At 72.8% G+C, this 6133-nt stretch carries 5 protein-coding genes; 4 read left to right on the top strand and 1 reads right to left on the bottom strand.

All coding sequences use genetic code 11. From position 1 onward, the window contains the following. Nucleotides 1–156: 156 nt before the first annotated feature. From uvrC to whiA, 4 genes are all read left to right on the top strand, one after another. Entirely contained in the window at nucleotides 157–2268 is a 2112-nt protein-coding gene (gene uvrC / locus Plo01_RS17705) for an excinuclease ABC subunit UvrC (RefSeq protein WP_203891720.1), read from the top strand. A gap of 64 nt (nucleotides 2269–2332) precedes the next feature. Beyond that, nucleotides 2333–3205 carry an RNase adapter RapZ gene (gene rapZ, locus Plo01_RS17700; RefSeq protein WP_203891719.1) on the top strand — a complete coding sequence of 291 codons (873 nt, stop codon included), beginning with the start codon at nucleotides 2333–2335 and terminating at the stop codon, nucleotides 3203–3205. 101 nt (nucleotides 3206–3306) lie between these two features. Beyond that, the gene (locus tag Plo01_RS17695; RefSeq protein ID WP_203891718.1) at nucleotides 3307–4332 is read left to right on the top strand and encodes a gluconeogenesis factor YvcK family protein; all 1026 of its coding nucleotides are present in this window, start codon (nucleotides 3307–3309) and stop codon (nucleotides 4330–4332) included. 92 nt (nucleotides 4333–4424) lie between these two features. Beyond that, nucleotides 4425–5405 (top strand): DNA-binding protein WhiA, encoded by a 981-nt coding sequence (gene whiA / locus Plo01_RS17690; protein ID WP_203891717.1) that lies wholly within the window; start codon nucleotides 4425–4427, stop codon nucleotides 5403–5405. A 210-nt stretch (nucleotides 5406–5615) separates the two neighbouring features. Here the strand turns inward: whiA and Plo01_RS17685 are convergent, their stop codons facing one another. Then, nucleotides 5616–6128: a hypothetical protein gene (locus Plo01_RS17685; RefSeq protein WP_203891716.1), complete on the bottom strand. Its 513-nt coding sequence runs from the start codon at nucleotides 6126–6128 to the stop codon at nucleotides 5616–5618. Between the last annotated feature and the right edge of the window lie 5 nt (nucleotides 6129–6133).

Raw genomic sequence — 6133 nt, 5'->3', positions numbered from 1 at the left:
GGCCCGCCGGCGCGCGGGCGGAGACACGGGCCGGGGCGTATGCCGGGGACGCGGATCGGGGACGCAGGCGCGGCCCCGGGATGTGCGGCGCCGTCCGGGTCACGGGGCGCGGACGCGAGGCCGGGATCTGTCGGCGAGGGCCGATAGGCTTTCACCGTGGCGAGATCTGCAGGCGGTCCGGCGAGCTTCCGGCCGAGTCCGGGGTCGATCCCCGAATCTCCCGGCGTCTATCGGTTCAAAGACCCCGAGGGCCGGGTCATCTATGTCGGCAAGGCCAAGAGCCTGCGCCAGCGGCTCAACTCCTACTTCGCCGACTTCGCGGGGCTGCACCCGCGCACCCAGACCATGCTCACGACCGCCGCGGCCGTCGACTGGACGGTCGTCGGCACCGAGGTCGAGGCGCTCCAGCTCGAATACTCCTGGATCAAGGAGTACGACCCGCGGTTCAACGTCAAATACCGCGACGACAAGTCCTACCCCTACCTCGCGGTGACCATGGGGGAGGAGTTCCCCCGTGTGCAGGTGCTGCGCGGCGCCAAGCGCGAGGGCACCCGCTACTTCGGACCCTACTCGCACGCCTGGGCGATCAGGGAGACCGTCGACCTGCTGCTGCGGGTGTTCCCGATCAGGAGCTGCTCGTCCGGGGTGTTCCGGCGGGCCGCGCAGATCGGGCGGCCCTGCCTGCTGGGCTACATCGACAAGTGCTCGGCGCCGTGCGTCTCCCGTGTCACCGCGGCCGGGCATCGCGCGCTCGCCGAGGACTTCTGCGACTTCATGGCGGGCAACACCGGCCGGTTCATCAAGCGGCTGGAGGGCGAGATGCGCCAGGCCGCCGCCGAGCAGGAATACGAACGGGCGGCCCGGCTCCGCGACGACATCGAGGCGTTGCGGCGGGCGCTGGAGAAGCAGGCCGTGGTGCTGGGCGACAACACCGACTGCGACGTCATCGCGCTGGCGGAGGACCCCCTGGAGGCGGCCGTCCAGGTCTTCTACGTGCGCGGCGGGCGGATCCGGGGGCAGCAGGGCTGGGTGGTCGACAAGATCGAGGAGACCGGTCCCGCCGCGCTGGTCGAGCACTTCCTGCTGCAGATGTACGGCGAGGCCACCCCCGAGACGTTGCCCAGGGAGGTTCTGGTGCCGGTGCTCCCGCCCGACGCGGACGCCGTCGCCGAGCTCCTCGGCGAGCAGCGCGGATCCCGGGTGGAGATCCGCGTGCCGCAGCGGGGCGACAAGCGGTCGCTGATGGAGACCGTCGAGCGCAACGCCAAGGAGTCCCTGGCCCAGCACAAGCTCAAGCGGTCCAGCGACCTGACCGCGCGGAGCAAGGCGCTGCAGGAGCTCGCCGACGCGCTGGACCTGGACCAGGCGCCGCTCCGCATCGAGTGCTACGACGTCTCCCACCTGCAGGGCACCAACGTGGTGGCGTCGATGGTGGTGTTCGAGGACGGCCTGGCCCGCAAGAGCGAATACCGCAGGTTCTCCGTCCGCTCCGTCGAGGGCGACGTCGCGTCCATCCACGAGGTGATCTCCCGCCGGTTCAAGCGCTACCTGGAGGAGCGCGTGGCCACCGGGGAGCTCGCGGAGCTCGGGGAGGCCGCGGAGCTCGCGGAGGCGGGCGCCGGGCCCGCGGAGTCCTCCGGGCCCGAGGGGGGCGATGGAGAGGTCCTGGGTTCCGCGGGCTCCGTGGGCTCTGCCGGTCCCGGAGGCGGCGCGGGGCCCGTGGCGTTCGAGGAGGACGCCGGAGAGGGAGCCGGGGGCGACGTCGCCGCCGAGCCCTCGTCGCCGGGCATCGACCCGGAGACGGGCCGGCCGCGCAAGTTCGCCTACCCGCCCCACCTGGTCGTCGTGGACGGCGGCCCGGCCCAGGCGGCGGCCGCCCAGCGGGCCCTGGACGAGCTGGGCGTGGACGACGTCGCGGTCTGCGGACTGGCCAAGCGGCTGGAGGAGGTGTGGCTGCCCGGCGAGGACCTCCCGGTCATCCTTCCCCGCTCCAGCGAGGCCCTTTACCTCCTGCAGCGGGTCCGTGACGAAGCGCATCGCTTCGCGATCGCCTACCATCGTTCCAAACGCTCCAAGAGCGTGCGGGAGAGTGCCCTGGACGACGTGCCCGGGCTCGGTCCGGCTCGGAGGCAGGCTCTGATCAAGCATTTCGGATCGGTGAAGCGGCTGCGTGAGGCGACCGCGGCCGAGATCTGCCAGGTTCCCGGGATCGGCCCCGCGACGGCCGAGACGATCGTGTCGGCGTTGAAGGGGGAGAACCCAGCGTGAGCGAGCGGAGCGAGCGGGCCATGGGCACGGTAGCGTCGCGGACGCGGCCGACGGAGGAGGCGGCGTGAGCGGGAGAGAGCCGGCGTTCGTTGTCGTCACCGGCATGTCCGGTGCGGGGCGGAGCACGGCGGCCAAGGCTCTGGAGGATCTGGGCTGGTTCGTCATCGACAACCTGCCGCCGGGGCTGCTGTTCGCCATGGCGGAGGAGGCCGGGCGGGTCAAGCTCGCCGCGGACAAGGTCGCCGCGGTGGTCGACGTGCGCAGTCTGGCCTTCACCACCGATCTCAACGCCGCGATCGAGGAGCTGGACGGGCGGGGCGTCGCCGTACGGGTCGTGTTCCTGGAGGCCAGCGACGAGGAGCTGGTCCGCAGGTTCGAGAACGTCCGCCGTCCCCACCCGTTGCAGGGTGACGGCCGCCTGGTCGACGGCATCGCTCGCGAGCGCGGCATCCTGCGCGAGGTCCGGGCCAACGCCGACCTGGTCATCGACACCTCCAACCTGAACGTCCACGAGCTCCGCGGCAAGATCGTCGCCTTCTTCGGCGGGGAGAACCGCCCGGGTCTGCGGGTCAACGTGGTCTCCTTCGGCTTCAAGTACGGCCTGCCCGTCGACGCCGACCTGGTCGTCGACTGCCGGTTCCTGCCCAACCCGCACTGGGTCCCGGAGCTGCGCCCGATGAACGGCCTCGACGCCCCCGTGCGGGACTACGTCCTCAACCAGACGGGCGCCAAGGAGCTTCTCGACGCCTACGAGGAGGTGCTCGGCATCATCGCCGCCGGATACACCCGTGAGGGCAAGGGGTACGCCACGCTCGCCGTCGGATGCACGGGCGGCAAGCACCGCAGCGTGGCCATGACCGAGCAGATCGCCGCCCGCCTGCGTGACAGGGGCGGCATGGACGTGCAGGTCAGCCACCGTGATGTGGGCCGGGAGTGAGCGGGGCGAAGAGAGCGGGGTGAGCGGGGGTGAGCGGGGCGAAGCGCGGAGAGAGAGGCGCCGGCGGAGGTCCGGGGCAGCCGGGTGGGAGACCCGGGGGCATGGGCCCGGGGCGGGAGCCGGCGGCCGGCGGCCGGGCCGGCGTCGGCGCACAGACGGGTGACGGGTCCGGAGCCGTCCTGCCCGAGCAGCCGGGCGAGGGGCCCAGAGTCGTCGCGCTCGGCGGCGGGCACGGGCTGTACGCCTCGCTGACCGCGTTGCGGCGGGTCACCTGCGAGCTGACGGCGGTGGTCACCGTGGCCGACGACGGAGGGTCGAGCGGGCGGCTCCGCCGCGAGCTGGGCGTGGTGCCCCCCGGTGACCTGCGCATGGCGCTGGCCGCGCTGTGCGGTGACGACGAGTGGGGCCGGACCTGGAGCGAGGTCGTCCAGCACCGTTTCCGCAGCGAGGGCGAGCTGCACGGTCACGCGGTCGGCAACCTGCTCATCGTGGCGCTGTGGGAGAAGCTCGGCGGCACCGTCGCGGGGCTCGACTGGCTGGGGCGGCTGCTCGGCGCGCACGGCCGGGTGCTGCCGATGTCCTCGGTCCCGCTCGACATCGCCGCCGAGGTGGAGCTGGACGGCGAGGTGAGCACCGTGCGCGGTCAGGTGGCCTGCGCCCTCACCCCGGGCCGGGTCCAGGCCATCTCGCTCGTCCCGGAGAATCCCCCGGCCTGCCCCGAGGCGGTCCAGGCGGTCCTGGACGCCGAGTGGGTCGTCTTCGGCCCCGGGTCGTGGTTCACGAGCGTGCTGCCGCACCTGAAGGTGCCCGAGCTCGCCGAGGCCCTGCACACCACCCGCGCCCGGCGGCTGGTCACGCTGAACCTGGCGCCCCAGGCGGGGGAGACCGACGACTTCTCCCCCCAGCAGCACCTGGAGGTGCTCTGGCAGCACGCGCCCGATCTGGCGATCGACGTGGTGCTGGCCGACACCGGGGTGGTCGACGACCCCGACGGGCTGGAGAAGACCGCGGTCGGACTGGGCGGCCGGCTCGTCCTGGCCGACGTCGCGGTCCCGGACGGCTCTCCGAGGCACGACCCACGTCGTCTTGCCTCGGTCCTGAACGAGATTTTCCATGAGAAGCGGTGATCCTGGCCGGTGCGGCTCGCGAGTGCGAGAAACTTCTGTGAGCCTGGTGTATTCCGGGCCGCACGGGTTCACATGGGGGAGGACGAACGCGCATGGCGATGACAGGTGTGGTGAAGGACGAGCTGAGCAGGCTCCCGGTTCTGAAGCCTTGCTGCCGCAAGGCCGAGGTCTCGACGCTGCTGCGGTTCGCGAGCGGGCTGCACCTGGTGGGCGGGCGGATCGTCATCGAGGCGGAGCTGGACACCAACGTCACGGCGCGCCGGCTCATCAAGGACATCGGTGAGGTGTTCGGGCACAGGGCCGAGGTGCTCGTCCTCGCCCCGGCGGGGCTGCGCAAAGGCTCCCGCTACCTGGTGCGGGTCTACCGCGACGGGGAGGCCCTGGCGCGCCAGACCGGCCTGATCGACAACCACGGCCGCCCGGTCCGGGGCCTGCCGCGCCAGGTCGTCGCGGGCGCCACCTGCGACGCCGAGGCCGCCTGGCGGGGCGCGTTCCTCGCGCACGGGTCCCTGACCGAGCCCGGCCGGTCCATGTCGCTGGAGATCACCTGTCCGGGGCCGGAGGCGGCGCTCGCGCTCGTCGGGTCCGCCCGGCGCCTGAAGATCCACGCCAAGGCCCGCGAGGTGCGCGGCGTCGACCGGGTCGTGGTCCGCGACGGCGACGCGATCAGCGCGCTGCTGACCCGGCTGGGCGCCCACGACAGCGTGCTGGCCTGGGAGGAGCGCCGCATGCGCCGCGAGGTGCGCGCCACCGCCAACCGCCTGGCCAACTTCGACGACGCCAACCTCCGCCGCTCGGCCCGCGCCGCGGTCGCCGCCGGCGCCCGGGTCCAGCGCGCCCTGGAGATCCTCGGCGACGAGGCCCCCGATCACCTGGTGGTCGCCGGACGGCTCCGCGTGGAGCACAAGCAGGCCTCACTGGAGGAGCTCGGCCAGCTCGCCGACCCGCCGCTGACCAAGGACGCCATCGCCGGGCGGATCCGCCGCCTGCTGGCCATGGCCGACAAGCGGGCCCAGGACATCGGCATCCCCAACACCGAGGCGAACCTCACGGTGGACATGCTCGCCCCGTGAGGAACGGCCCGGCTTGGTCTCCGTGAGGGACGGCCCGGCCCCGTAGCGGCACGGCGAACGCGATGGCGGCACGGCGAACGCGACAAGAGCCGCGGGGTCCGGGACTTCAGAAGTCCCGCGCCCCGCGGCTCTCGTGTGTCATGGGCCGCGGCCCGCGCCCGGCCTCCCGCTCTGTGCGGTCCGGGCGGAGGCGGGCGGCTGCCGTACCGCCTATCCCTGGTTGTGGGGCTTGAAGTTGTCCACGGGCGTCACGCCCTTCTGCTGCGGGTAGGAGGGCGCGGCGAAGGCCTGGCGGGCGGCCTTGACTCGCTTGTTCACGAAGGCGAAGCCGGCCGCGCCGGCGAGGGCCCAGAACAGCAGGGTCTTGGGGTCTTCCTCGATGGCGGTGGGGAAGATGTCGGCGACCAGGCTCACGGCCTGGCCGTAGGACAGCGTGCCGCCGGTGGCCTTCACCACCGAGCCGACGCCGCCGAGGAAGGTGCCCAGGGCCGCGCCGGCGAGGGAGAAAACGGCGGCCAGTGCGGGCAGTACCGGGCTGGTCGGTTTGACGGCCATCATGGCCAGGCCGACGAGGATGCCGACGCCGATGGCGATGAGGCCCAGTTCGAGCTCGGTGACGGTGATGAAGGCGCCGTAGGCGGCGGCGCCCAGGACGGCGGCGAGGAGTCCGACGACGATGCCGGGCACCAGGCCGCTACGGGGTTGGGGGGTCATGTCTGTCATCGCGG

Source organism: Planobispora longispora (genome assembly GCF_016863135.1).
Lineage (GTDB): Bacteria > Actinomycetota > Actinomycetes > Streptosporangiales > Streptosporangiaceae > Planobispora > Planobispora longispora.
This window is presented reverse-complemented; position numbering and strand designations above follow the sequence as displayed.

Bases quoted from the DNA above. Each gene is read 5' to 3' on its own strand.
- whiA (WP_203891717.1), top strand. From the start codon at position 4,425: ATGGCGATGACAGGTGTGGTGAAGGACGAGCTGAGCAGGCTCCCGGTT.
- Plo01_RS17685 (WP_203891716.1), bottom strand. From the start codon at position 6,128: ATGACAGACATGACCCCCCAACCCCGTAGCGGCCTGGTGCCCGGCATC.
- Plo01_RS17695 (WP_203891718.1), top strand. From the start codon at position 3,307: ATGGGCCCGGGGCGGGAGCCGGCGGCCGGCGGCCGGGCCGGCGTCGGC.